23 protein-coding genes are annotated in these 25965 nt (G+C 62.5%); 6 read left to right on the forward strand and 17 right to left on the reverse strand.

Annotation, left to right across the window (positions count from 1 at the left end; genetic code table 11):
• Window positions 1-3 precede the first annotated feature (3 nt).
• From nuoN to FEZ59_RS29325, 17 genes are all read right to left on the reverse strand, one after another.
• Entirely contained in the window at window positions 4-1599 is a 1596-nt protein-coding gene (nuoN, locus tag FEZ59_RS29245) for an NADH-quinone oxidoreductase subunit NuoN (RefSeq protein WP_172933544.1), read from the reverse strand.
• On the reverse strand, window positions 1596-3200 hold the full coding sequence (locus tag FEZ59_RS29250) for an NADH-quinone oxidoreductase subunit M (RefSeq protein ID WP_172933545.1): 1605 nt from the start codon (window positions 3198-3200) through the stop codon (window positions 1596-1598). Before FEZ59_RS29250 ends, nuoN begins: the two co-directional genes overlap by 4 nt.
• The gene (gene nuoL / locus FEZ59_RS29255) at window positions 3194-5086 is read right to left on the reverse strand and encodes an NADH-quinone oxidoreductase subunit L (protein ID WP_172933546.1); all 1893 of its coding nucleotides are present in this window, start codon (window positions 5084-5086) and stop codon (window positions 3194-3196) included. The genes FEZ59_RS29250 and nuoL overlap by 7 nt, the downstream gene beginning before the upstream one ends.
• Before the next feature lies 1 nt (window position 5087).
• Window positions 5088-5387 (reverse strand): NADH-quinone oxidoreductase subunit NuoK, encoded by a 300-nt coding sequence (gene nuoK / locus FEZ59_RS29260; protein ID WP_003942238.1) that lies wholly within the window; start codon window positions 5385-5387, stop codon window positions 5088-5090.
• A complete protein-coding gene (locus FEZ59_RS29265) occupies window positions 5384-6181 on the reverse strand; it encodes an NADH-quinone oxidoreductase subunit J (protein WP_020907504.1) in 798 nt (265 codons plus the stop codon). The genes nuoK and FEZ59_RS29265 overlap by 4 nt, the downstream gene beginning before the upstream one ends.
• Window positions 6178-6765, reverse strand: a complete 588-nt coding sequence (gene nuoI / locus FEZ59_RS29270; protein WP_133729302.1) for an NADH-quinone oxidoreductase subunit NuoI — start codon at window positions 6763-6765, stop codon at window positions 6178-6180. Before nuoI ends, FEZ59_RS29265 begins: the two co-directional genes overlap by 4 nt.
• A complete protein-coding gene (gene nuoH / locus FEZ59_RS29275; protein WP_099697707.1) occupies window positions 6758-8113 on the reverse strand; it encodes an NADH-quinone oxidoreductase subunit NuoH in 1356 nt (451 codons plus the stop codon). The genes nuoI and nuoH overlap by 8 nt, the downstream gene beginning before the upstream one ends.
• Complete coding sequence (locus tag FEZ59_RS29280) at window positions 8110-10527, reverse strand: NADH-quinone oxidoreductase subunit G (protein ID WP_172933547.1); 2418 nt, start codon at window positions 10525-10527, stop codon at window positions 8110-8112. The genes nuoH and FEZ59_RS29280 overlap by 4 nt, the downstream gene beginning before the upstream one ends.
• Window positions 10524-11843, reverse strand: coding sequence for an NADH-quinone oxidoreductase subunit NuoF (gene nuoF / locus FEZ59_RS29285; RefSeq protein WP_019748171.1), 1320 nt, complete (start codon window positions 11841-11843; stop codon window positions 10524-10526). The genes FEZ59_RS29280 and nuoF overlap by 4 nt, the downstream gene beginning before the upstream one ends.
• Window position 11844: 1 nt before the next feature.
• Window positions 11845-12669, reverse strand: coding sequence for an NADH-quinone oxidoreductase subunit NuoE (gene nuoE / locus FEZ59_RS29290; RefSeq protein WP_172933548.1), 825 nt, complete (start codon window positions 12667-12669; stop codon window positions 11845-11847).
• The gene (gene nuoD / locus FEZ59_RS29295) at window positions 12666-13997 is read right to left on the reverse strand and encodes an NADH dehydrogenase (quinone) subunit D (protein ID WP_019748173.1); all 1332 of its coding nucleotides are present in this window, start codon (window positions 13995-13997) and stop codon (window positions 12666-12668) included. Before nuoD ends, nuoE begins: the two co-directional genes overlap by 4 nt.
• A complete protein-coding gene (locus FEZ59_RS29300) occupies window positions 13997-14659 on the reverse strand; it encodes an NADH-quinone oxidoreductase subunit C (protein WP_019748174.1) in 663 nt (220 codons plus the stop codon). The genes nuoD and FEZ59_RS29300 overlap by 1 nt, the downstream gene beginning before the upstream one ends.
• Entirely contained in the window at window positions 14656-15210 is a 555-nt protein-coding gene (locus FEZ59_RS29305) for an NADH-quinone oxidoreductase subunit B (protein WP_003942234.1), read from the reverse strand. The genes FEZ59_RS29300 and FEZ59_RS29305 overlap by 4 nt, the downstream gene beginning before the upstream one ends.
• 80 nt (window positions 15211-15290) lie before the next feature.
• Entirely contained in the window at window positions 15291-15650 is a 360-nt protein-coding gene (locus tag FEZ59_RS29310) for an NADH-quinone oxidoreductase subunit A (RefSeq protein ID WP_003942165.1), read from the reverse strand.
• Window positions 15651-15912: 262 nt separating this feature from the next.
• Window positions 15913-16305, reverse strand: a complete 393-nt coding sequence (locus tag FEZ59_RS29315) for a response regulator transcription factor (RefSeq protein ID WP_044480360.1) — start codon at window positions 16303-16305, stop codon at window positions 15913-15915.
• Between the two features lie 180 nt (window positions 16306-16485).
• A complete protein-coding gene (locus FEZ59_RS29320; RefSeq protein ID WP_020907512.1) occupies window positions 16486-16920 on the reverse strand; it encodes an SRPBCC family protein in 435 nt (144 codons plus the stop codon).
• Window positions 16921-17006: 86 nt separating this feature from the next.
• Window positions 17007-17486, reverse strand: a complete 480-nt coding sequence (locus tag FEZ59_RS29325) for a toxin-antitoxin system HicB family antitoxin (RefSeq protein ID WP_019748177.1) — start codon at window positions 17484-17486, stop codon at window positions 17007-17009.
• Window positions 17487-17640: 154 nt separating this feature from the next.
• Here FEZ59_RS29325 and thyX point away from each other — a divergent pair, with 154 nt between their 5' ends.
• The 6 genes from thyX (at window position 17641) to FEZ59_RS29355 (ending at window position 25957) form a co-directional block, all read left to right on the forward strand.
• Window positions 17641-18393, forward strand: a complete 753-nt coding sequence (gene thyX, locus FEZ59_RS29330; protein ID WP_020907513.1) for an FAD-dependent thymidylate synthase — start codon at window positions 17641-17643, stop codon at window positions 18391-18393.
• A 43-nt stretch (window positions 18394-18436) separates the two neighbouring features.
• The gene (gene dapA / locus FEZ59_RS29335) at window positions 18437-19342 is read left to right on the forward strand and encodes a 4-hydroxy-tetrahydrodipicolinate synthase (RefSeq protein WP_003942142.1); all 906 of its coding nucleotides are present in this window, start codon (window positions 18437-18439) and stop codon (window positions 19340-19342) included.
• Entirely contained in the window at window positions 19343-21352 is a 2010-nt protein-coding gene (locus FEZ59_RS29340) for a ribonuclease J (RefSeq protein ID WP_019748179.1), read from the forward strand. It begins immediately after the preceding gene.
• Window positions 21353-21411: 59 nt separating this feature from the next.
• Complete coding sequence (locus FEZ59_RS29345) at window positions 21412-22035, forward strand: TIGR03085 family metal-binding protein (protein ID WP_172933549.1); 624 nt, start codon at window positions 21412-21414, stop codon at window positions 22033-22035.
• 124 nt (window positions 22036-22159) lie between these two features.
• Window positions 22160-24931 carry a DNA translocase FtsK gene (locus FEZ59_RS29350; protein ID WP_019748180.1) on the forward strand — a complete coding sequence of 924 codons (2772 nt, stop codon included), beginning with the start codon at window positions 22160-22162 and terminating at the stop codon, window positions 24929-24931.
• A gap of 45 nt (window positions 24932-24976) precedes the next feature.
• Window positions 24977-25957: a TerC family protein gene (locus FEZ59_RS29355; protein ID WP_019748181.1), complete on the forward strand. Its 981-nt coding sequence runs from the start codon at window positions 24977-24979 to the stop codon at window positions 25955-25957.
• The last annotated feature ends 8 nt before the right edge of the window (window positions 25958-25965 follow it).

Genomic DNA, 25965 nt, shown 5'->3' on the forward strand with positions numbered 1-25965 from the left:
GGCTCAGTGCACGAAGTCCGCTGCACGCTCGGCGAGATCGAGCGCCGGCTGGGGGAGTATGCCGAGGATGAGCGTTACACCGGCGCCGAGGCCGATCACACTGCTGGTCAGTGCACTCGGCACCACGACGGTCGGTGCGTCTTCCGCCGATTCGGTGAAGAACATCAACACGATCACTCGCACGTAGAAGTAGGCGGCGATCGCGCTGCACAGGACGCCGACGATCACGAGAGGCGCGGCCCCACCCTCGGCGGCCGCGCTGAACACCGCGAACTTTCCGATGAACCCACTGGTCAACGGAATCCCGGCGAAAGCCAACAGGAACAGTGCAAACACAACGCCGACCAATGGTGAGCGTCTGCCCAATCCGGCCCAGCGCGACAGCGCAGCGACCTCACCGTCAGCGTCCCGGACCACACTGACGACGGCGAACGCACCCACGGTGCTGAATCCGTAAGCCAGAAGATAGAACATCGCCGAGGCGAGGCCGGCATCCGAGTCCGCCACCACGGCGGTCAGAATGAATCCGGTGTGCGCGATAGCCGAATAGGCCAGCATTCGCTTCATATCGGTCTGCGTCACTGCAACGATCGATCCGACAACCATCGTGAGAATCGCGACCGCCCACATCAGCGGGCGCCAGTTCACGTATTCATTGGGCAGGGCCACGTAGAAGACGCGAAGGATGGCGCCGAACGCGGCAATCTTGGTCGCAGTCGCCATGAAACTGGTGATCGGCGTCGGCGCCCCTTGATAGACGTCGGGAATCCACGAATGAAACGGCACTGCACCGACTTTGAACAGCAACCCCACTGCCACCAGGGCCGTTCCGAGCCAGAGGAAGGCGTCGGTGCCCGACCCGATGCGTGCTGCGTCGGCGATACCGGAGAGCATGACCGTCCCGGCATAGCCGTACAGCAACGCAATTCCGAAAACGAAGAACGCCGACGAAAATGCCCCGAGCAGAAAGTACTTGAGCGCAGCTTCCTGGGAGAGCAGGCGACGTCTGCGTGCCAGACCGCACAGGAGATACAGAGGCAGTGAGAACACTTCGAGCGCAACGAACATCGTCAGTAGATCGTTCGAAGCCGGAAACAACAACATACCGCCGACCGCAAAGAGCGTGAGCGGAAAGACTTCGGTCTGGGCGACACCGACCTTCACTGCTTCTTGCTCCGCAACACTTCCCGGGACGCTCGACGCTTGAGGGGTGAAACTGCCGAGCGCGTCATGTTGCGCAATCACTTCGGCGGTGTTGCCCGAGCCTCGCTCGGCAATCAGCAGTACCGCGGGGATCGACACAAGAAGGATCGTGGCCTGCAAGAACAGCGTCGGTCCGTCGACAGCAACAGAACCCATCATCGCCGTCGACCGCGTGCCGGCGAGCAGAAGCACTGCCACGAACGCAGCCGCCAAACCTCCGACACCGAGGACGAGTTGCACTGGGTACCGAATACGCCGGGGTGCAAAGGCTTCGATGAGTACCCCGACCACCGCAACACCGAACACGATCGACATCGGCGCGAGCAGGCTGTATTCGATACTGGGTGATGCCGCGTCGGCCGAACCGAGGATGGTCACGTCGTTGAAGGAACTCATTTGTGGGCACCTCCTTCGTGGTCGGCGACGAGCGGCGTCGGTGCCTCGTAGACGACGGTGTGGCTCACTGCAGGAGTGATGACGTCCAAGGCAGGCTTGGGGTAGATGCCGAGGAGCAGGAGGAGTGCGATCAGTGGGGCGACCACCACGAGTTCGCGTCGCGCGAGGTCGCGGATCGTTCCCTGCCCTTCCTTCACCGGTCCGCCCATCATGCGCTGATAGAGCCAGAGTATGTAGATCGCGGACAGTACAAGCGCGACAGTCGCCGCGATAGCGGCCACGTGGTAGCGCGAGTACGTTCCGATCAGCACCAGGAACTCACTGACGAACGGCGCGAGACCCGGCAGCGACAGGGTTGCCAACCCCGCAACGAGGAATGTGCCGGCCAGGACGGGTGCGACTTTCTGGACGCCGCCGTACGCTGCGATCGATCGTGTACCTCGCTGCGAGACCAGGAAGCCCGCAATCAAGAACAGCGCGGCGGTGGAGATTCCGTGATTGACCATGTACAGCGCGGAACCTGCCTGGCTCTGGCTGGTCATCGCGAAGATTCCGAGAATGATGAAGCCGAAGTGTGAAATCGACGTGTAGGCGATCAGTCGCATGACGTCTGTCTGCGCGATCGCCAGTATTGCGCCGTAGACGATTCCGATCACGGCGAGCGTGATGATCCACGGTGCAAAAGTCGACGACGACTCGGGGAACAGTTGCAGGCAGTAGCGAATCATCGCGAAGGTGCCTACCTTGTCCACGACCGCCATCATCAACACTGCTGTCGACGGAGTCGATTCCACCGCGGAGTCCGGCAACCAACTGTGCAGCGGCCAGAGCGGTGCCTTGACCGCGAACGCGAACATGAATCCGAGGAACAAGGCGTTGAGCACCCCGGGTCCGACGCCGAGTTCACCGCTGCTCGCCGCGGACGCGATCGCTCGGAAGTCGAAAGTGCCGCTGGTGAAGGGACTCTCGTCGCGCGTGGTGACCACGTACAGGCCGATGACCGCAGCGAGCATAACCAGGCCGCCGAGGAGGTTGTAGAGCAGAAACTTCACGGCTGCGCGAGATCTGCCCACTCCGCCGAACCCGCCGATGAGGAAATACATCGGTATCAGCATTGCCTCGAAGAAAATATAGAACAGGAGAATATCCAAGGCGCTGAACGAAATCATCACCATGGACTCGACAACAAGGATCAGCGCGAAATAGGTGTGCGGCATCCGCTTGGGTGATGCCGGGTCCGCGGGGACGTCGTTCCAGCCCGCGATCAGTAGTAATGGCACCAGCACTGCGGTGAGAAGAACCAGAACGAGTGCGATGCCGTCAAGTCCGAGTGTGTAGCTGGTACCGAAAGCCGGTATCCAGTTGTGGCTTTCGACGAACTGAAACTGCTCGCCGCCGCGGTCGAACGCAACTCCGAGACCGCCGGCGATCACCAGGACTGCCACGGACACTGCCAGCGCGAGAGATTTGGCAAATTGGTACGACCGTGCAGGCAGAGCGAGGACAACACCCGCTCCGATGAGCGGAAGCAGCCAGAGCGCCGTCAGCGCAGGGAAGCCGGCATTGGTCACAGGGTCGCTCACCGCCGCTTCGATCACCACAGTGTCACCGCCATCATTGTCGCGACCACGAGTGTTGCTCCGACAAACATCACCAGCGCGTACGAACGAACGAACCCGGTCTGCAGCTTCCGCGTGAGCGTGGACAAGCCGGTGACGACCACCGCAAAGCTACCCACGACGCCGCCTATTCCCTTGGTGTCGACCACTTCCAGCGACTTGGTGAGTTGTTGTCCCGGCTTCATGAACACCGCCTCGTTGAAGGCGTCACCGTACAGATCACGGCGAGCCGCAACGGTCAACGGAGAAACCGGAGTCGGTGCCACCACGGGAATCTCCCGTGTGGCGTACTCGCGATAAGCAATCGCGACGCCGGCGGCAACTGCGAGCAGCGCCAGCGCGGTGATCGACCATGCGGGTATCGGCGGTTCGACGTGATGGGAGCCGACAACCGGTTCCAGCCAGTTCTGCAAGCTGGACCCGATGGTCAGGAGCATGCCGGCCCCGACGGATCCCACCGCCAGAATGATCATCGGAGACGTCATCACCGCCGGAGATTCGTGAGGTTTCTGGTTCTCCCAGCGGGCCTTCCCGAAGAAGGTCATCAGCATCACGCGGCTCATGTAGAAGGCAGTGAGCGCCGCACCCAAGAGCGTGACGATGCCAAGCACAACACCCTTGACGCCGCCCTCGCCGATTGCAACCTCGATGATCTTGTCCTTGGAGAAGAACCCGGCAAATGGCGGAACACCGATGATGGCAAGATATCCGAGCCCGAACGTGACAAAAGTCAGTGGCATGAACGCCCGGAGTCCGCCGTAGCGCCGCATGTCGGTTTCGTCGTTCATCGCGTGCATCACGGAGCCGGCGCCGAGGAACAGGCCCGCCTTGAAGAATCCGTGGGTGATCAGATGAAGGATTGCGAAGGCGTATCCGGCTGGTCCGAGACCCGCGGCCAGGACCATGTATCCGATCTGACTCATGGTCGATGCGGCGAGCGCTTTCTTGATGTCGTCCTTCGCACAGCCGATGATCGCACCGAACAGGAGCGTCACGGCACCGACGATGACAACCACGAGTTGAGCGTCGGGCGCGAGATCGAAGATCAGATTGGAGCGCACGATCAGGTAGACGCCGGCGGTGACCATCGTGGCCGCGTGAATCAGAGCCGAAACGGGGGTGGGGCCCTCCATCGCGTCGCCGAGCCACGACTGCAGCGGCACTTGCGCCGACTTCGCGCACGCAGCGAGGAGGAGCATCAGACCGATCGCCGTCAGGACACCTTCGCTTGCGCCGGACGCGTCGCCGAACACATTGCTGAACGAGAGCGAGCCGAATGTGCTGAACATCAACATCATTGCGATCATCAATCCGATGTCGCCCACCCGATTGACGACAAAAGCCTTCTTGGCGGCAGTCGCCGCCGACGGCTTGTGCTGCCAGAAGCCGATCAGCAGGTATGACGCCAAACCGACGCCTTCCCAGCCGACGTAGAGTCCGAGGAAGTTGTCGGCGAGCACCAGAAGCAGCATTGCAGCGAGGAAAAGATTGAGGTACGCGAAGAACTTACGACGCTCGGGGTCGTGCGCCATGTATCCGACCGAGTAGATGTGGATCAGCGAACCTACACCGGTGATGAGCAGAACGAAACACATCGACAGTTGGTCCAGTTGCAGTCCGAACTCGACCTGAAGACTGTCGACCGGGACCCAACTGAACAGGTGCTCGGTGACGGTGCGGTCGGCGGTGTCGCGGCCGAGCATGGCGATGAAAAACACCACTGCGACGACAAACGACGCGATAGCCATGACGCAGGCAAGCAGGTGACCCCACGCGTTCGTGCGACGACCGGCCAGCAAAAGAACAGCGGCGCCGCACAGCGGCAGGGCGGGGAGCAACCAGATGGCGGACGTGATTCCTCCTGACATATCAGTACTTCAGCAGGTCTGCGTCGTCGACGGATACAGAACGCCGAGATCGGAAGATGATCATGATGATTGCCAGGCCGACGACAACTTCGGCCGCAGCGACCACCATCGTGAAGAAGGCGAAGATCTGGCCGTCCAGATTGCCGTGCATGCGCGCGAAGGTCACGAACGCCAGGTTGGCTGCGTTGAGCATCAATTCGATACACATGAACACCACGATGGCGTTGCGGCGCAGGAGGACTCCTGCAGCTCCGATCGTGAACAACAGGACGGACAGATACAGATAGTTCTCGGGATTCATCGCTGAGTCTCCTCACCGGTGCTCGGATCCGGGGAACGTGGAGTGAGCGCGCTGCTGACAGAGAGCGTCGAGAACGTTCCGTCCGGCAACAAGGCCGGCATGTCCACTGCGTTGTGACGTGCGTACACGCCGGGACTGGGGAGTGGAGTGGCCGAGCCCTTTTCGGGATTGTCTTCATCGCTGCCCAGGTACGCGAATCGTTGCTGCGAGAGTTCGCGTTGGCTGAGTGTGGCTCCGATCTTCTCCCGGTGTGCGAGCATCATTGCGCCGAGTGTCGCCGTGATCAGCAGTGCACCGGTCAGTTCGAAGGCCCAGACGTAGCGGATGAAGATGAGATCGGCGAGTGCGTCGATGTTGCCCTGGTCGAGTCCGGTGAATCCGGTGAAGCCCGAGATCGACGCATTTCCGAGGCCGCCGATAAGGAGTAGCCCGAATCCCACGCCGATCACGATCGCGCTGACTCGTTGTCCGCGTAGCGTTTCGACCAGGGAGTCCGAAGAATCCACGCCCACCAGCATCAGGACGAACAAGAACAACATCATCACCGCGCCGGTATAGACGACGATCTGGACGACACCCAGGAACAGTGCGCCCTGGACGATGTAGAACACGGCCAGGATGATCATCGTCATCGCAAGGAAGAGTGCAGAGTAGACGGCCTTGGGCGCGGCGACGACACCCAAAGCGCTGATCACCGCAAGGGTTCCGAGGATCCAGAACTGCACCGCCTCGCCGGTGGAGGTCGATGTCATCGTTCCCTCCGCCAGGATCGTGGTCGTGACCGCCGCGATCATTTCTCGGTCTCCGGGTTCGGCTCTCGCTCGGGTGCTGGCTGTTCGGGTGCTGCTTGTTCGGGTACTGCTTGTTCGGGTACTGCTGTGATGTCGCCGCGGTAGTAGTCGTCCTGAGTTGTGCCGGGACGCAGCGCGTGTGGTGGCGCTGTCATGTCGGGTTTCAGGGGCGCGAGCAATCGGTCCTTCTCGTAGATCAATCCAGCTCGATTGTCGTCGACCATCTCGTACTCGTTGGTCATCGTGAGGGCCCGAGTGGGGCAGGCCTCGACGCAGAGGCCGCAGCCGATGCACCGCAGGTAGTTGATCTGATACACCTGCCCGTAGCGCTCACCGGGGGAGAACCGTTCTTCTTCGGTGTTGTCAGCACCCTCGACATAGATCGCGTCGGCGGGGCAGGCCCAGGCACACAGTTCGCAACCGATGCACTTCTCGAGTCCGTCCGCATACCGGTTGAGTTGATGGCGACCGTGGTATCCGGGCGCGGTGGGCCGCTTCTCCTCCGGATAGAACTCGGTCTCGGGTTTCTTGAACATGGTCGAGAGCGTCACTCCGAAACCCGCGATAGGTCCGAGGAATTCAGGCATGGGAGTCCTCCGATGTGTCGGAAACATCTGTGCGTCGCGGCGGTGGCACGTTCTGACCAGGCAGTTTTTGACCAGGCAGTTTTTGACCAGGCAGTTTTTGACCAGGCAGCGGTGGAACCGGGAAGCCGCCCGACATTGCATCGAAAGGCAAGGTCCCCGAAGCGGTGACCAACGCGGCAGTTCGGCGTCGGCCGCGGTAAGTCCCGGCCAACACGATCAGGAGCGCAGCTCCGAGAACCAGTGCGACGCAGAGAAGTACGACCCAGGTGTTGTAGCCCTCGTTGCGGAACGCACGAACGGTCGCGATCACCATCACCCATACCAAAGCTGCTGGGATCAAAACCTTCCAGCCGAGATTCATGAACTGGTCGTAGCGCAATCGAGGAAGCGTGCTGCGCAACCAGATGAAGACGAAGAGGAAGCCCCACACTTTCGCGACAAACCACAGCACCGGCCACCAACCGGAATTGGCGCCGTCCCAAAGATTGAACGGGAACGGTGCGTGCCACCCGCCCAGAAACAGCGTGGTGGCCAGAGCGGACACCGTCACCATGTTCACGTACTCGGCCAGCATGAACATCGCGAACTTGAGGGAGGAGTACTCGGTGTGGAACCCACCTACCAGCTCACCCTCGGCCTCGGGAAGGTCGAAGGGAGCCCTGTTGGTTTCGCCGACCATGGCTGTCACGTAGATCAGGAAGGACGGCAGGAGGAGAAAGACGTACCAGGCTCCCTGTTGGGCGTCGACGATGCCGGACGTGGACATCGTGCCGGCGTAGAGGAAAACGGCAGCGAAAGACAGGCCCATCGCTACCTCGTACGAGATGACCTGCGCGGTCGATCGAAGTGCGCCCAGTAGGGGATACGTCGATCCCGAAGACCAGCCGGCAAGGACGATCCCGTACACACCGATAGAAGTGACGGCCAGGATGTACAGAACGCCGACCGGTAGATCGGTCAGTTGCAGGGGTGACCGGGTTCCGAAAATCGACACCTGTGGACCGAACGGGATGACAGCAAAAGCCATGAAGGCGGGCACGACCGCGATGACGGGCGCGAGGAGGTAAAGCGGTTTGTCGGCGCCGGTCGGTGTGATGCCCTCCTTGAGGGCGAGCTTGATTCCGTCAGCGAGGCTCTGGAGCATTCCACGGGGGCCGACGCGGTTCGGTCCGACACGCATCTGCATGCGTGCCATGACCTTTCGTTCCGCGTAGATCGCCACCAGCGGGGTGAGTACGAGGAACACGAAGATTGCGAGAGCCTTGCCGATCACCAACCACCACGGGTCGTGCCCAAACGCCGACAGGTCGACCGGAGCTGCGACCGTCCCGTACTCGTGGGTGTTCATTGCGCTCCCGCCTTCGCAATCTTCACCACGGACCCCGCGGTGACGCAGAGCGTTTCGTAGATCGTGCTACCCGGTGAATTGAGCGGGAGCCAGACTGTTCGAGGCGGGAGGTCGGTGATCTCCAACGGTAATGTGATGGAACCGGATTCAGTCGACACCGCAACGTGATCGCCGTTGTCGGCGCCGATCTCGGCAGCGGTCTCGGCCGACAAACGCACGAGCGACGGCCGTGCCGTACCCGCCAGGTTGGGCTCGCCGTCTTGCAATCGGCCGTTGTCGAGCAACATTCGCCAACTCGACAACACTGCCTCGCCCAGTGCCGGTGTGGGCATGGTGCCTGACGGGACCTGAGGCGAGGTGGGGCGCGATCCGGACCAAGCGCCGAGGCGGTGTATCTCCGAGCGTGCGGAATCTGCGTCGGGTAGGCCCAGATCGATGCCCATCTCGGCTGCGATCGCGTGGAGAACGCGCTGATCCGGCATTACTCCTGTCGTTCTCAACGCGGTGTCGAACACGCGCTCGCGGCCTTCCCAGTCGAGGAAGGTTCCGGGCTTCTCGGCGACCGGTGCCACCGGGAAGACGACGTCGGCGAGTTCGGTGACTCCGCTGTGACGGATCTCCAAACTCACAACGAACCCTGCGGCTTCGATCGCGGCCCTTGCCCTCGCCGGGTTCGGGAGATCACTCAACTCGACGCCGCCGACAAGAAGCGCAGCAGTCGTCTGCCCCGGATCCAGCAGACTCGCGGCGTCGCGACCGTCGGATGCCGGGATGGAGGCCCCCCACACTGATTCCACCTCCTGACGTGCTGCCGGGTCCGCAACGGGGCGTCCGCCGGGAAGCAATCCCGGTAGCGCGCCGGCCTCGACGGCGCCGCGATCACCAGCGCGGCGTGGTACCCAGGCCAAAGAAGCTCCCGTCGATTCGGCGAGTCGCAGCGCCGCGGCGAAGCCGCCTGCTACCGCACTCAGTCGCTCACCCAGCAGGATCACAGCACCGGGCTGCCGGAGGAGCTGACCCTCCTCACTGCCGGGGTGGGACAACGAATCCATCAGAGCTGCTTCACTTCCGGGAACGGTCCGAAGTAGACCACCGCCCATCTTCTGCAGGCCGCGCGTAGCGAATGGCGCGCTGGAGAGCACCGTCGTCTTGCCGAAACGTGCGGCCTTGCGCAGTCGCAGGAAGATGATCGGTGACTCCTCCTCGGGCTCGAGAGCTACCAGCAACGCGGTCGGGGCAGATTCGAGGTCCTGGTACGTCACCGACCCTTCAAGTGTGCGGCCCGCGACGTGAGCTGAGAGGAAATCTTCCTCTTCGGCTGAGTGAGCGCGGATTCGGAAATCGATGTTGTTGGTAGCGAGAGCAACTCGCGCGAACTTACCGTAGGCGTAGGCGTCCTCCAAGGTAGAGCGTCCGCCGACGAGTACGCCTGCGTCACCGCGGGCGTGCGCGAAGGATCGCGCAACGAGGTCGAGTGCCATGGGCCACGACGCCGGAATCAATTCGCCGTCAGCGTTGCGGATCAGGGGAGTGGCGATCCGATCACCTTGGGTCGTGTACGTGAAAGCGAAGCGCCCCTTGTCGCAGTTCCATTCCTCGTTGACGTCGGGGTCGTCCCCGGCGAGACGACGGAGAACCTTTCCGCGACGGTGGTCGGTGCGCTGAGCACATCCGTCGGCGCAGTGTTCACACACGCTGGGGCTGGACACCAGATCGAACGGTCGCGCCCGGAATCGGTATGCCGTACTGGTGAGCGCGCCGACCGGGCAAACCTGGATCGTGTTGCCCGAGAAGTAGGACTCGAAGGGCTCGTTGGCGTAGATCCCGACCTGTTGAAGCGCGCCGCGCTCGAGGAGATCGATGAACGGGTCGCCGGCGATCTGACTCGAGAATCGCGTGCACCTGGCGCAGAGGACACAACGCTCGCGGTCGAGGAGGATCTCGGACGAGAGGGGGATGGGCTTGGGGTAGGTCCTTTTCTCCTCACCGAATCGGGATTCGGTGCGACCGGTCGACATCGCCTGGTTCTGGAGCGGACACTCGCCGCCCTTGTCGCACACGGGGCAGTCCAGAGGGTGGTTGATGAGCAGGAGTTCCATCACCCCGCGTTGCGCCTTCTCGGCCACAGGCGACGTGAGCTGTGTGGTGACGACCATTCCGTCCGCAACCGGTGTCGTGCAGGACGCCACCGGCTTGCGTTGACCTTCGACTTCCACGATGCACTGGCGGCAAGCACCGACCGGGTCCAGTAGAGGATGATCGCAGAACCGCGGAATCTGGGTGCCGATCATCTCCGCAGCGCGAATGATCAACGTGCCCTGGGGGACCTGGAGTTCCCGGCCGTCGATGGTGAGGGTGACGAGATCAATCGGCGGTGCCGCATCGGTTCCAGTGGTGGCGTCGGCTGCAGTCATGAGACGAACGCTCCTGTCGCGAGAACGGACCGGTGAGGATCGAACGGGCATCCGTTCCCGTCGAAATGCGCTACGTATTCCTCGCGGAAGTACTTCAAGGAAGACATGATCGGGCTGGTCGCTCCATCACCCAACGCGCAGAAGGACTTTCCGAGGATCGTGTCCGAGATATCGAGAAGTTTGGTGAGATCGGCCTCGGTTCCTGTTCCCCCTTCGAGCCGACGCAGGATCTGCACCAGCCAGTACGTGCCCTCGCGGCACGGCGTGCATTTACCGCAGGATTCGTGAGCGTAGAACTCGGTCCATCGCAACACCGCACGCACGATGCAGGTTGTCTCGTCGAATATCTGCAAGGCCTTGGTACCGAGCATGGATCCCGCGGCGCCGACGCCCTCGTAGTCGAGTGGGACATCGAGATGTTCGTCGGTGAAGATCGGTGTCGAGGATCCGCCGGGAGTCCAGAATTTGAGGGTGTGTCCAGCGCGGACCCCGCCTGCGTATTCGAGCAGCTCGCGCAAGGTGATCCCGAGTTCAGCCTCGTACTGGCCGGGGGTGGTGACATGACCCGAGAGCGAATACAGCGTGAATCCCGGTGACTTCTCACTTCCCATCGACCGGAACCACTCCGGGCCGCCCAGGACGATCGACGGAACACTCGCGATGGACTCGACGTTGTTGACGACGGTCGGGCAGGCATAGAGACCGGCGACAGCGGGGAACGGCGGCCGCAGTCGAGGCTGACCGCGTCGTCCCTCCAACGAATCGAGGAGGGCCGTCTCTTCCCCACAGATATAGGCGCCGGCTCCGGCATGGACGACGAGATCCAGATCGAAACCCGAACCGAGGACGTTGCGGCCCAGATATCCGGCCGCGTAAGCCTCGGCGACAGCGGTCTGCAGGCGTCGCAGAACCGGGACAACCTCACCTCTGACGTAGATGAACGCCTTCGCTGCTCGAATTGCGTACGCCGCGATGATCACTCCCTCCACCAACGTGTGTGGGGTCGCCATCATCAACGGCATGTCCTTGCATGTGCCCGGTTCGGACTCGTCGGCATTGACGACGAGGTAGTGAGGCTTGCCGTCTCCTGGCTTGTCTTCGGAGACCTGGGGGATGAAGCTCCACTTGAGGCCTGTCGGGAAGCCCGCGCCGCCACGTCCGCGCAGGCCCGCGTCCTTGACGGTTTCGATCACGGCGTCGGGGGGCGTGGCCAGCGCTTTGCGCAGCGCCTGGTAGCCGTCGCGGCGAAGGTAGCTGTCGAGGGTCCATGAATTCGGTTGATCCCAGTATCGACTCAGGACGGGGGCGAGTGTCATGTCACTTCCCTTCGCCGGGAGCGTCGGCCGCGGAAGCCGAGCCGGGTGGATTGTCGTCGAGAGATCGGCTGATACGTAGTCCGGCAAGAGTTGCATCGCCGACGGTCTGTGCTTCGGCTGCCTCGATTCGCGTATCCGGAAAACCAGCCAGAGTGCGCGCAGTCTGCCGGAACGAGCACAGCGTGGCACCGCGATCGGGTGTCACGCGCTCTCCGGCGCGGAGCGCATCGACGAGTGAGCGCGCCGATTCCGGGGTCTGATTGTCGAAGAACTCCCAGTTGATCATCATGACGGGGGCGTAGTCGCACGCCGCATTGCACTCGATGTGTTCGAGGGTGATCTTACCGTCGGACGTCGAGATGGAGTGTCCACCTTCATCTCTGGAGCCTGTCGAGCCCAGGTGCTCTTCGAGTGCCGCGAGGATGTCGTCGCCGCCCATGATCGCGCACAGCGTGTTGGTGCAGACTCCGACCAGATACTCACCCGTCGGCCCCCGGCGATACATGGAGTAGAAGGTGGAAACTGCGGCGACCTCGGCGCCCGTCAAACCCAGCTTGGCACTGCAGAAATCGATCCCGGCCGGGGTGATGTACCCGTCCTCGGATTGCACGAGATGAAGGAGCGGCAAGAGGGCGGATCGACTGGTGGTCGCGGCGGCGTCAGGCTCACGGTAGCGAGCGATGACGGTTTCGGCGTCGGCGTCGAGTCGGGCGAGTACGTCGGGTGGATAGCTCGATCGTGCGCCAGGGCGTACCAATTGCGTGGGCTCCTCCCGGCGCGGCCCGAGTTCGATGAACACGCGTGACGAGCTGTTCGGGCCGGTCATCGGTCCACTCCGCCCATGACGGGATCGATACTGGCAACCGAAGCGATCACGTCGGACACCATGCCTCCCTCACACATCGCGGCTACTGCCTGAAGGTTGGTGAACGACGGGTCCCGGAAATGGACGCGGTACGGCCGGGTTCCCCCGTCGCTGACCATGTGCACCCCCAGTTCGCCACGCGGAGACTCGACGGCGACGTACACCTGACCTGGCGGCACGCGGATACCCTCGGTGACCAGTTTGAAATGGTGAATCAGACCTTCCATGGAGGACTCCATGATCTTGGCGATGTGCTTCTGCGAGTTGCCGAGGCCATCCGGTCCCACAGCGAGATCGGCAGGCCAGGCGATCTTCTTGTCGTCCACCATGACCGGGCCCGGTTGTAGCTTGTCGAGGCACTGCTCCACGATCTTGAGGGACTCCTTCATCTCCTCGACGCGGATGACGTACCTTCCGTAGCAATCGGATCCGTCGTGTGTCACTACGTCGAACTCGTAGTTCTCGTAGCCGCAGTACGGCTGCGCTCGACGCTGATCGTGGGGGAGACCTGTGGCGCGAAGGACCGGCCCCGTCACCCCGAGCGCCATACAGCCGGTGAGATCGAGATATCCGATTCCCTGGGTACGTGCTTTCCAGATGGAGTTGTCGCTGAGCATCAGTTCGACGTCACGTAACCGTTTCGGTAGGACCTTCAACAATTCCCGAACCTTCGCGACCGACCCGTCGGGTAGATCCTGAGCGAGACCACCAGGCCTGATGTAGGCGTGATTCATCCGCAGTCCGGTGATCGTCTCGAACACGTCCAGAATCAATTCGCGTTCGCGGAATCCGAACAGCATCGCCGTTACGGCGCCGAGTTCCATTCCGCCGGTCGCCAGGGCCACGAGATGTGAGGAGATCCGATTGAGTTCCATCATCATCACGCGAATGACGGTGGCTCGCTCGGGAATGTCGTCGGTGATGTCGAGAAGTTTCTCGACTCCGAGGCAGTACGCGGTTTCGTTGAAGAACGGTGACAGGTAGTCCATTCGAGTAACGAAAGTGACACCCTGCGTCCAGTTCCGGAATTCGAGATTCTTCTCGATTCCGGTGTGCAGGTACCCGATTCCACATCGAGCTTCCACGACCGTCTCACCCTCGATCTCGAGAATGAGGCGCAAGACCCCGTGAGTGGACGGATGCTGTGGGCCCATGTTGACCACGATCCGTTCCGCCTCGCCGGTTCGCTGGCGGGCGGCCGCGGTGACGATGTCGTCCCAGTCCTGACCCGATGCCGTGACGACGGTTTCCGTCGTGGCACCGGAGTTGCTTCCTGTCGTCTCGTTCATCAGTTGTACGACCTACGCTCGTCGGGAGGCGGAGTCTGGGCGCCCTTGTACTCGACCGGGATACCGCCGAGCGGATAGTCCTTCCGCTGGGGGTGGCCTTTCCAGTCGTCGGGCATCTCGATGCGGGTCAGGGCCGGATGACCGTCGAAGACGATCCCGAAGAAGTCGTACGTCTCGCGTTCATGCCAGTCATTGGTCGGGTAGATCCCGACAATCGACGGAATATGCGGATCGGAATCCGGCACAGATACTTCCAGCCTGATTCGGCGGTTGTGCGTAATCGAGGCAAGTGGATACACGGCGTGCAGTTCACGACCGGTGTCCTGCGGGTAGTGCACTCCGTCGACACCCAGGCAGAGCTCGAAGCGAAGGTCCGGTTCGTCGCGCAGTCTTCGCGCAACCTGCGGCAAGTGGGAGCGTTCGACGTGCAGCGTCATCTCGTCTCGAAAGATCACCACACGCTCGACTGCAGCGGTGAAAGTGCCACCCGCGCTGCTCAATGCCGCGTCCAACGAATCCGCGACTGCATCGAAATAACCGCCGAAGGGTCGAGAAGCCTTGTCCTCTAGAGAGATCGGAGGGGCAAGCCTGCTGTAGCCCGAGGTGTCGCCAGTGCCGCGGACCCCGAACATCCCTCTCGCGCCGGTGTTACCCGAGGTCATCGCAGCAGCCCCTTCATGTCGATGGTGGGGGTGGATGCCAGTGCGGCGCGCTCGGCTGCCGCGCGTGCCTCTTCGCGGTTCACGCCGAGGGGCATTTCCTGGATCTTTCGGTGCAGTTCGATGATCGCGTTCAGGAGCATCTCCGGCCGCGGCGGACAGCCGGGCAAGTAGATGTCGACCGGCACGATGTGGTCGACGCCCTGAACCACTGCGTAGTTGTTGAACATTCCGCCGGACGACGCGCATACACCCATGGCCAGAACCCATTTCGGCTCGGCCATCTGGTCGTAGACCTGACGAAGTACCGGGCCCATCTTTTGACTGACCCGCCCGGCCACGATCAGAAGGTCTGCCTGTCGCGGCGACGCGCGGAATGCCTCCATACCGAACCGCGCCAGGTCGAAGCGACCCGACGTGGTTGCCATCATCTCGATGGCGCAACACGCGAGCCCGAAGGTGGCAGGCCACAGTGATCCTTTGCGGGCATAACCTGCCAGGCCCTCGACCGTGGTCAGTAGAAATCCGCTGGGGAGCTTTTCTTCGAGACCCATATCCGACTCTTTTCAGTCGTAACAGCTGCGGTGTGACCGGTTTTGTCTGACTCGTGTGTGCTGTTCCTGTGTTCGCTGAGCTAGTCCCAACCGAGACCGCCTCGCCGCCATTCGTATGCGTATGCCACCGAGACGTTGACTATGAAAAGGCCCATCGCCGCGAGGCCGAACAAGCCGAGCGAATCGAAATGCACCGCCCACGGATAGAGGAAAACGATCTCGATGTCGAAGATGATGAACAGCATTGCCGTCAGATAGAACTTGACGGGAAACCGTCCGCCACCAGCGGTACGGGGTGCCGGTTCGATTCCGCATTCGTAGGCTTCGAGTTTCGCCCTGTTGTACCGCTTCGGGCCCACCACGGACGCGAGAACAACCGACACCACAGCGAAGGCCATCGCGATGACCCCGAGAACGAGAATGGGGATGTAAGCGTTCATCTCACCCGAACTCCTCTCCGCTGTGCGGATGTCCGCCTAGCCCGAAGGTGCCGTTAACCCGAAGGTGCCGTTAACCCGAAGGTGCCGTTAACCCGAAGGTGCCGTTCAATTTCGATACTGCCAGCAATTCGACACTTATGTGACCTGCGACACCCACACTAGGGGAGGCCTCCGACATTGGGTTGATTTTCGAGGTGCCGAGTTTCGCTCTCGAAAGTCCGAAGTAGTCGGCGCCGCAACGAATCACCGCTGCAACGGGTGCTCACCGGCTCAGTTGCCGACGCAGAAGCGCGATGACGGTGGAAGAGAGTTCCATCGGATCTATCGGCTGCGGCACTGAGGCTTCCGCTCGCGACCACGACGCCAGCCACGCATCGTCGGGTCGACCGGTCAGTACGAGGATCGGTGGACAGTCGACGATCTCGTCCTTGAGTTGTTTCGCGACGCCCATGCCGCCCGCCGGACTCGCCTCGCCGTCGAGGATGGCGAGATCGATTCCGCCGGCATCGAGCTTGTCGACGACGATCGGCGCCGTCGCGACCTCGACGTAATCGATGGTGGGCATCGAAGGATGTGGGCGCTCTCCGAGAGCGAGCCGAACCTGCTCGCGGGTGTGTGCGTCGTCGCTGTAGACGAGGATGCGCACGGGTGCCATGGAGTTGGGCTCTGCGGTCTCGGCGGACACGCGGCCGACGTTACTCTGGGCGGTCCCCGGCTACCGGCGAATGTTCAACATCGGCAAGAACTTCCGAGAAATCGCAGCTGGGCTTCACGGCAAACGGCCCCTACCCGGCGATGAACGCCGAAGTAAGGGCCGCCTGAATTGCGTGTGCGCTCAGAAGTTTTCGACGAACTTCGTCAGGCCCTTGCTTGCTGTTTCCAGGGCCGTCTTCTGCGCCTTCTTCACCAGGAAGCCCGGCAGCGGGATCTTGGGATCGATGGTCAGTTCGAAGGTGACCTTGGTTCCACCGTCGGTGGGAGTCAAGACGTACGAGCCGTCCTGCTGGTTCTGCTGGCCGCTCTCGACGAGGGTCCAGGTCACCTTGTCGTCGCCCTCGAAGGTGTAGTCGACTACCTGCTCGTCGTTGATTCCCAGAATGGACACGGCCATGCGAACGCGATGGGGTCGACCGTCGTCGTGAGTGCTCTCGATGGTGATCTTCTTGTGCGCAGACGACCACTCCGGCAGCCGATCGACTGCAGCTACGGCCTTCATCACCGTTTCCGGATCAGCCTTGATCTCGAATTCCTTGACGCCCGAAACGGCCATGAACGTGCTCCTTCTCGCCTTGCGGCAACGGTTCGTGATTACTGCAGTTGCGCAATTAGATCATCGGCGATCAGGGTGGCGTCGAACTAGTCCATGCCGTTCTTGCGCATCTGGTCCCGCAATGCGCCCTGAACGGCTTGTGAAACCCACGAGTTGAGGGAGACTCCGTTCTGATTGGCTGCCTCCTCGGCGCGGGCTTTGATCTGCTCCATCATCCTCAACGTCACTCGGCTGATATCGCCGCTGACGTCGTCGAACGAGTAAGTGGAGTCCTTCTTCTCGTCGTCTGCCTTCTCGTTTCCGCCCTCGCCGCCGGTCGAATTCGTCGGGCGGACGACGTCGGTCACGATCTCGTTGCCGTCGAGATTGACCCTGACCTCGCGGCCGTCGAGTTTGGTCCCGATCTCCTTGGCCAACTCCGTCGCCGCGGCCAACAAGACCAGGCGGACCGAGGGTTCGATGGCGGCGGACAACGACGCCGCAATCCGGCGTGTGTGATCGTCGCCGAGTTCGGCTGCGGTGACGAGGTCATTCTGCAGCTTCGCGGTGTACTCCGAAATGTCCATGACACCAGAGTGGCGTCAAAAGTGACGTCAGTCAAGGATGTGATGACGTCACTCGATCTCGGGGGTGGTCGACCGCTATAGAGTTGCCCAGCACCTGAGGCGAACGGCGCCCGGGTTTCGTGCTGGTCGTTTCGTGCTTGTCGAGGAGTGGGTTGTGCCGAACACGGTGTCGCTGAAAGTGCAGTTGGTGGCGAAGTCCGAGTTCTTCCCGCCCGAGGACATTCCGTGGGAGACGGACGCGGATGGCGGCGAAGCACTCGTCGAATTCTCCGGCCGAGCTTGCTACCAGAGTTGGTCCAAGCCGAATCCGCGAACCGCAACCAACGCCGGCTACCTCAGACATCTGCTCGAGGTCGGACACGTTTCGGTGCTAGAGCACGCGACGGTGAGCTTCTACATCACTGGTATCTCGCGCTCGTGCACTCACGAATTGATTCGTCACCGGCACTTCTCGTACTCGCAACTCTCGCAGCGATTCGTTCGCGAGAATGATGCGAACGTTGTCGTGCCTCCCGCGGTCGAAGGTGATCCTGAGCTCGAAGCACTGTTTCTGTCTGCCACCGACGAGAGCCGTCGCGCTTACGGCGAACTGCTGACCGCCCTCGAGGGGAAATTGCAATCAGTGCCCGGTGCCCCGATGCGTGGGAAGCAAGCCAGGCAAGCTGCGCGCTCGGTGCTGCCCAACGCAACCGAGACGCGCTTGGTCGTGACCGGGAACTATCGGGCCTGGCGGCACTTCGTCGAGATGCGCGCCACCGAACATGCCGACGTCGAGATCCGGCGAGTCGCGATCGAGTGCCTACGTCAGCTTCGTGACGTCGCCCCAAATGTGTTCGGGGACTACGAGATTCTCCGCGGAAGCGACGGATCGGAAATCGCCGTCAGTGCATTTGCGGCCGAGTCGTGACTCGTGTGCAGAAGTAAGAGCTGAACCGGGTAACCTTCTGACCATGACCTACGGTGATTCCGCTTCTCTTGTCGAGCGTCCGTTCGGCACCATTTCCGTTGCGATGGTGACCCCGTTCACTGCCGACGGGAAGTTGGACGTCGACGCGGGAGTGCGCCTCGCAGCCCATCTCGTCGACAACGGCTGCGACGGCCTCGTTCTTGCCGGCACGACCGGTGAGTCTCCCACCACCACCGAGTCCGAGAAGCTCGACCTGCTCCGCGCAGTGATCGACGCCGTCGGCAACCGCGCGAAGATCGTTGCAGGCGCCGGGAGCAACGACACCGCCCACAGTGTCGAACTCGCCCGTGACGCGGCTCGCGCCGGAGCGCACGGTCTGCTCGTCGTCACCCCGTACTACTCGCGTCCGCCCCAGGCCGGACTCTTTGCACACTTCACCGCCGTCGCCAACGCGACCGACCTGCCCGTCATGTTGTACGACATTCCGCCCCGCTCCGTCGTCCCCATCGAGACCGAAACGATCCGCCGACTCGCCGAGCACCCGCGGATCAAGGCCGTCAAGGATGCCAAGGGTGACCTCAACGCCGGCGCAGAGTTGATCGGCACCACCGAGCTTCAGTTCTTCTCCGGTGACGACCCGCTGAACCTGCCGTGGCTCGCTGTCGGTGCTACCGGCTTCGTCAGCGTCATCGGCCATCTCGTTCCGGGTCGCCTCCGCGACCTCCACACCGCGTTCGTGTCCGGCGACATCGCCCGCGCACGCGAAATAAACCTCAGTTTGATCCCTGTGATTCGTTCCGTTGCCCGCCTCGGCGGTGTCAGCGCTTCGAAGGCGGGTCTGCGACTCATCGGAATCGATGTCGGAGAACCACGCCTTCCGCAGGTTGCACCCACTAAAGAGCAGATCGACGGTCTTGCCGCCGATCTGCATGCGGCAGGAGTTTTGTAAATGACCCGTCCCCCCCGACGTCGTAGTGCCAGTCGTCAAGCCGGTCCGCCTTCGCCTCCGGCTCCCGAAACGGCCGCGAAGGCCGCACCGGTAGAGGCACCAGCTGCGCCGGCGGCAGAAGCGGCCCCCGCCGCAGCCGCCCCGCCCAAGAAGGCCGCAGCAGCCAAATCTGCAGCGACCAAGTCCGCAGCCACTAAATCTGCTGCACCCAAGAAATCGACCGAAGACAGGTCGCCACGCAAATCTGCCGGCGGCAACCGTCCGGCAGCGTCGAAGGCGGGCAACGGGCGCGGAAACAAGCGCCCCGAGAACCGTCCGGCCGTCGATCCCACAGGTCGCCTCGGAACACCCCCGAAGGCGCCGGCATCAGGTCTGCGCATCGTTGCTCTCGGCGGCATCGGCGAAATCGGTCGCAACATGACGGTGTTCGAGCACCGCGGCAAGTTGCTGATCGTCGACTGCGGTGTGCTGTTCCCCGAAGACCAGCAGCCCGGCGTCGACCTGATCCTCCCGGACTTCCGCTACATCGAAGACCGTATGGACGACGTCGAAGCCGTCATCTTGACTCACGGCCACGAGGACCACATCGGTGCTCTACCGTTCTTGCTGCGCCTGCGCGCGGACATTCCGGTCATCGGCGCGAAGTTCACTCTCGCCCTCGTTGCCGCCAAGTGCCGCGAGCATCGCCTGCGACCGAACCTCGTCGAGGTCGTCGAAGGAAACACCACCACTCACGGCCCGTTCGACTGCGAGTACTTCGCCGTCAACCACTCGATTCCCGACGCGCTCGCGATCGCGATTCGCACCGACGCCGGAGTTGTACTGCACACCGGTGACATCAAGCTCGATCAGCTGCCTCTCGACGGCCGCCTGACCGACCTCGCCGGTTTCTCCCGCCTGGGCGACGAGGGTGTCGACCTGTTCCTCGTGGACTCGACCAACGCCGAGGTCCCGGGATTCGTCACGCCCGAGCGTGAAATCGGGGGAGTGCTCGACAACGTCATCGGCAAGGCGAAGCAGCGCGTCATCGTGGCATCGTTCGCCAGCCACGTGCACCGCATCCAGCAGGTCGTCGACGTTGCCGCTCGGTACAACCGTCGCATCGTCTTCGTCGGCCGCTCGATGGTCCGCAACATGCAGATCGCCCAGGATCTCGGCTACCTCACGGTGCCAGACGGACTGGTCGTCGACATCGACACCGCCGCCACCCTTCCCGACGATCGCCTGGTGCTCATTTCGACGGGTTCGCAGGGTGAGCCGTTGGCAGCGCTCTCGCGGATGGCACGCGGCGAACACCGCCAGATCAACATCCGTGCCAACGACCTGGTCGTTCTCGCATCCTCGCTGATTCCGGGTAACGAGAACTCCGTTTTTGCCGTGGTCAACGGCTTGGCCAAGCGCGGTGCCACCGTCGTGACGCAGCAGAGCGCCAAGGTTCACGTCTCGGGCCACGCGTCCGCCGGTGAGTTGCTCTACCTGTACAACGCGGTTCGGCCCACCAACGCCATGCCCGTCCACGGTGAATGGCGGCACCTGCGTGCCAACGCCGCCCTTGCCAAGGCCACCGGCGTTCCGGAAGAGCGCATCGTGCTGGCTGAGGACGGCGTCGTGGTCGATATGGTCGATGGCCTCGCCGAGATCGTCGGACGCGTACCGGTCGGACACGTCTACGTCGACGGTCTTTCAGTCGGCGACGTCGGCGAGCCGACGCTCTCCGATCGCCTCGTACTCGGCGAAGGCGGCTTCATCGCCATCACCATCGTCATCAACGAGTCGACAGGACGTGCAGTCAGCACTCCCGAGGTGTCCGGTCGTGGCTTCTCCGACGATCCGACGGCACTCAAGGCCGCCGCGGATCTCGTGGAATCGGACCTGGCCCGGTTGGCGAGCGAAGGCGTCATCGACGCTCATCGCATCGCGCAGTCCGTGCGCCGCGTCGTCGGACGCTGGGTCGCGGACAAGTACCGCCGCCGTCCGATGATCATTCCGACGGTCATCGCGGTTCCGTAGATTCGGCACAGCAGGTCGCTTCCGCTCGAACCCGGTCCGGTTCGAGTACTTTGGCGAAGGTGACCTTCGCTCATGACGAACGACTCGCCCTGGTGGACAGCATGGTCGAGTTCGGCCCCGATGCTCCGACACTGTGTGGGGAGTGGACCAATCGTGACCTGGCAGCACATCTGATTGTCCGGGAGCGGCGTCTCGACGCCGCTCCCGGAATCATGTTGAGCCCTCTTGCCGGTCACACCGAGAGCGTTCGAAAGGCCGCAGCAGCGCGTCCGTGGGAGGAGATCCTCGACGACGTTCGGAGCGGGCCGCCGCGATGGTCGCCGATGTACTGGCTCGACGCGCAGGTCAACACCACCGAGATGTTCGTTCACCACGAAGACGTACGCCGCGCACATCTGAACTGGGCGCCGCGTCCGTTGTCGGAGGGTCGGCAGGCTCAACTGTGGAAGTACGCACGCCAGATCGGCAAGATGGGCTACCGCAAGGCCGCTGTCGAGGTAATTTTCGAACTTCCCTCCGGCGAGAGTGCGGTCGTCCATAAATCCGGCACTCGCAGTGTTGTCTTGCAGGGCGAACCCGCCGAGTTGCTGCTGCACGCATTCGGTCGCAACGAAGTGAAGATCGAAGCCAAAGGTGAACTGGCCGACGTCCAATCCGTGATGTCGCTCGATCGCAGTTTCTGATTGCCTTTTTCAACCTGAGTGGCGCTCGAACGACGGGTTGCGAAGATCACGTTTCGCACTCGCGACCAGTGTTGCTGGTGTTGCGGATGGTCCAGATGGGGTCGCACAGACTAGCCTGAACTCCATGGCAGGTAAGTCGAGCGCCCGGGGATCCAGTACAAGCACGTCCACGTCCAGGGCATCGACCAGGTCGTCAGCCTCCACTCCGAGTGCGCGCACGACCGCAAAACCTCGCACCTCGCGCACCACACGGACCGTGTCGACTCCTCGGAACGTCACGACTTCGGCCAGGGCTGGTGGGCGCCCGGCCTCGGGCAAAGGCTCCAAGCCAGCGCCCAAGAAGGCCTCCGGTACGTCGTCGGCCGCGCGCCGCCCGGTATCGAAAACGTCTCAGCGGGCCAGCCCGTTGGCGGCTGTCGGCAAGGGAATCGGAGCCGGGTGGTCCCTGGCTGCCCGCGGCGTCGGCGCCACCACACGCACCGTCAGTAAGGTCGGCGAGATCGAAGCCGGCCACCGCCGCGACGGAATAGCGCTCGGCCTGATCGCATTCAGCGTCGTCATCGCCGGCGGCGTCTGGTTCAAGGCCGGTGGTCCGATCGGCGGCGGCATCGACACCCTTGTGCGCGCTATCTTCGGCGCGGCCTCGGCCGTGCTCCCCATCGTCGGCGTCGGCCTCGCGATCCTGTTGATGCGCACAGAACCGAAACCTGAGATCCGCCCCCGACTGATCATGGGATCGTTGCTGGTCGGTCTGCCGGCGCTCGGCCTCTGGCACATCATCTCGGGTTCACCGACAGACTCCACCGGTCGCTCCAACGGAGCAGGGTTCGTCGGGTACGTCGTGGGCGGCCCGCTCACCAACGGGCTCACCGTCTGGCTGTCTGCGCCGCTGCTGGTCATCGCCGCCGGATTCGGAATCCTCCTTCTGACCGGAACCACGCTGCGTGAGGTGCCGAGCAAGTTCCAGTCCTTCTTCGGTGCCTCGTATCGCTCGGACGAATACGGCGACTACGGATCCGAATTCGACGAGGACGGCGAGCACCACTACGGCGAATCTGCTTACGATCCTTCACTGTTCGACGCCGACGGCTACCCGGTCGACACCTACGCCGAGCCACCGCTCAAGCCCGCCAAGCGGACCAGCCGACGCGCACCGATCGACAACTACCCGACGGACGAGTTCGAATCCGGCGACAAGAAGACCGAAGTACTCGGTCTGTGGAACGCCGACGACACCGCAGTACCCGACGAGCCCGTCGTGGCTGCTGCCGCGCCCGTCGTGGAGACTCCGGCGCCGCGCCCCAAGGTGCCGGCCCGTTCCGTCCCTATCGCCAAGCCTGTGCCGAAACCCGAACCGGAGCCGGAGGAGAAGGAACACTTCGTCACCGATCGGGTCACCGACGGCGACTACAACCTCCCTCCGACGACGTTGCTGATCGAAGGGGACCCGCCCAAGCTCCGCAGTTCTGCGAACGACGCGATGATCGAAGCGATCAGCGAGGTCCTCGAACAGTTCAAGATCGACGCCGCCGTTACCGGATTCACCCGAGGCCCGACAGTGACGCGGTACGAGGTCGAACTCGGTCCAGGCGTCAAGGTCGAGAAGATCACCGCGCTCGCCCGCAACATCGCCTATGCAGTGGCTACCGACAACGTCCGCCTCCTGGCCCCCATTCCGGGTAAGTCCGCGGTGGGCATCGAGGTACCGAACTCCGACCGCGAAATGGTTCGCCTCGCCGACGTGCTGAACGCGCCGAGCACCCGACGCGATCACCATCCGCTGGTGATCGGTCTGGGCAAGGACATCGAAGGTGACTTCGTCAGTGCCAACCTCGCGAAGATGCCCCACCTCCTGGTGGCAGGTTCGACCGGCTCGGGTAAGTCGAGCTTCGTGAACTCGATGCTCGTCTCGTTGCTCACCCGAGCAACGCCGGAAGAAGTACGGATGATCCTCATCGACCCCAAGATGGTCGAGCTCACGCCGTACGAAGGTATCCCGCACCTGATCACGCCGATCATCACTCAGCCGAAGAAGGCCGCGGCAGCGCTGGCCTGGTTGGTCGAGGAGATGGAACAGCGTTACCAGGACATGCAGGCCAACCGGGTGCGTCATATCGACGACTTCAACTCCAAGGTCAAGTCCGGCGAAATCACCGCCCCGCTGGGCAGCGAGCGCGTCTACCGTCCGTACCCGTACATCCTGGCAATTGTGGACGAGCTGGCCGACCTCATGATGACCGCTCCCCGCGACGTCGAAGAAGCGATTGTCCGCATCACGCAGAAAGCCCGTGCTGCCGGTATCCACCTGGTGCTGGCAACGCAGCGCCCGTCCGTCGACGTCGTCACCGGCTTGATCAAGACCAACGTGCCGTCTCGTCTGGCGTTCGCGACGTCTTCACTGACGGACTCGCGAGTCATCCTCGATCAGCCAGGCGCCGAGAAGCTCATCGGTATGGGTGACGGCCTCTTCCTGCCCATGGGTGCGGGTAAGCCGACCCGTATGCAGGGCGCGTTCATCACCGACGAAGAAATCTCGGCGGTCGTCGACTTCGCGAAGAACCAGGCGGAGCCCGAGTACACCGAAGGTGTCACCGCGCAGAAGGCCGGGGAGAAGAAGGACGTCGACCCCGACATCGGCGACGACATGGATGTCCTCTTGCAGGCCGTGGAATTGGTGATCACCAGCCAGTTCGGTTCAACGTCGATGCTTCAGCGCAAGCTGCGAGTCGGGTTCGCCAAGGCCGGCCGACTGATGGACCTCATGGAAAATCGTGGCGTCGTCGGACCCAGCGAGGGCTCGAAGGCCCGCGAGGTACTCATGAAGCCTGAGGAACTCGACGGTCTGCTGTGGTCGATTCGCGGCGGCGACCCGGATGAGGCACCCGCAGACGAGTAGGGACACCTCGGCGGACAAGCCGTCGACAGACGACCGGAGGAACCCGTGCATGTGACGCCGTTGGCTTGGGGAATCACGATCGTGGTGATCCTCGGCCTGTTCGTCTTCGACTTCTTCGCCCACGTCCGCACGCCGCATGCGCCGACCTTCCGGGAGTCCGCATTCTGGTCGACGGTCTACATCTCGATCGCCATCGTCTTCGGCCTCGTCGTGATGTGGATCTGGGGCACCACGTACGGTGGTGAGTACTTCGCCGGCTATGTCACGGAAAAGGCGCTCTCGGTCGACAATCTGTTCGTCTTCGTGATCATTATGTCGACCTTCGCGGTACCACGAGAGTTCCAGCAGAAGGTATTGCTGATCGGCATCGTCCTCGCGTTGGTGATGCGCGGAATCTTCATCGGTGTCGGTGCCGCCGCCATCAACGCATACAGTTGGGTGTTCTACCTCTTCGGTGCGTTCCTGATCTACACCGCGTACACCCTGATCCGCGATCACGGGCATGAGAAGGAAGCCGAGGAGAAGCGCGACAGTCGCATCATCTCGCTCGTGAAACGGGTGCTGCCGACTACCGAGGAATACGACGGCGACAAGTTGATCACCCGGATCGACGGCAAGCGCGTCGTGACTCCGTTGTTGTTGGCGCTCATCGCAATCGGCTTTGCCGACGTGCTCTTCGCGCTCGATTCGATTCCGGCGATCTACGGTCTGACCCAGGAACCGTATCTGGTCTTCACCGCCAACGCCTTCGCGCTGATGGGCCTACGGCAGCTGTACTTCCTGATCGGTGGGTTGCTCGAACGGCTGGTCTATCTCTCGTACGGGCTCTCGATAATCTTGGCGTTCATCGGTGTGAAACTGGTACTTCACGCGTTGCACGAGAACACCCTCTCGTTCGTCAACGGAGGTGAACACGTCTCCGTGCCGGAAATCTCTACGGCACTCTCACTCGGAGTGATCATCGGAGTATTGGCGGTGACGACGGTCGCGAGCCTGTTGAAGACTCGCGACCGGGCCGGGGAGTAGGCCGACGC

The organism is Rhodococcus sp. MS13, from assembly GCF_013277835.1.
Lineage (GTDB): Bacteria > Actinomycetota > Actinomycetes > Mycobacteriales > Mycobacteriaceae > Rhodococcus_F > Rhodococcus_F erythropolis.